General features: G+C 71.6%; 1 protein-coding gene. It reads left to right on the forward strand.

Going from position 1 to position 1159, the window contains the following annotated elements; genetic code table 11:
• The first annotated feature begins 70 nt into the window (after positions 1 to 70).
• Positions 71 to 1045: a 5'-3' exonuclease H3TH domain-containing protein gene (locus tag ACFWF3_RS36645; protein WP_379318814.1), complete on the forward strand. Its 975-nt coding sequence runs from the start codon at positions 71 to 73 to the stop codon at positions 1043 to 1045.
• Positions 1046 to 1159 lie beyond the last annotated feature (114 nt).

The raw sequence follows: 1159 nt of genomic DNA on the forward strand, positions 1-1159 counted from the left end.
GAGGGCAGCCACCGAAGCCCATCGGCACGGCCACGGCCACGGTGTCGGTGGTTCGGGGCACAATCACCGGGTGACCGCTGACGAGAGCACCCGTGGACCCCTGTTGATCCTCGACGGCGCCAGCCTCTGGTTCCGCGCCTATTACGCCATCCCCGACAAGCTCAGGGGCGCGGACGGCCGCTCGGTGAACGCGCTGCGCGGCTTCACCGACATGGTGGCCTCGCTGGTCACCAAGCATCGTCCGAGCAGGCTCGTGGTCGGGCTCGACCTCGATTGGCGGCCCCCGTTCCGGGTGGCCCTGGTGCCCTCCTACAAGGCGCACCGACTCGACACCAGCACCAGCGCGGCGCCCGGCGCGGAGGAAGTGCCCGACACGCTCACCCCGCAGGTCGAGATGATCCTCGAAGTACTCGAGGCGGCGGGCATCGCCACCGGCGGCGCGGAAGGCCTCGAGGCCGACGATGTGCTCGGCACCCTCGCCAGCCGGGAGCGCACCGACCCGGTTGTCGTCGTCAGCGGCGACCGCGACCTGCTGCAGCTGGTGCGCGACGAGCCCGCCCCACCGGTCCGCGTGCTCTACGTCGGTCGCGGTCTGGCCAAGGCGGAACTGTTCGGCCCCGCGGAACTCTCGGCGAAATACGGTGTGCCCGAACAGAACGCGGGACCGGCCTACGCCGACATGGCGACCCTGCGCGGCGACGCCTCCGACGGCCTGCCCGGCGTGGCGGGCATCGGCGACAAGTCCGCCGCCCAGCTGATCACGAGGTTCGGCTCGCTCGACGCGCTCATGGACGCCGTCGCTGATCCCGATTCCGATATCGCCAAGGGTGTGCGCGCGAAACTCGTTGCCGCACAGGACTATCTGAAGGTCGCCGCTCCGGTCGTGCGGGTGGTCCGCGACGCCGACGTGATCCTGTCGCGTCCGGACGTCCTGCCCACCACCCCCGCTGACCCCGACCGGCTGCTCGCGCTGGCCGCCGAGTACAACGCCGAGAGCCCGATCACCCGCCTGGTCACCGCACTGACCGCGGCACACACCGGCTGACCCGCCCGCGACGAGTTCGCGACGGCGCCACCGCCCGTCCGCATCTGCGCCGCCGGAAACGACACCGGGCCGCCCGCGTAGTCGCGGACGGCCCGGAAAACACAGTGCGAGCGC

It is taken from the genome of Nocardia sp. NPDC060220, assembly GCF_042727815.1.
GTDB lineage: Bacteria > Actinomycetota > Actinomycetes > Mycobacteriales > Mycobacteriaceae > Nocardia.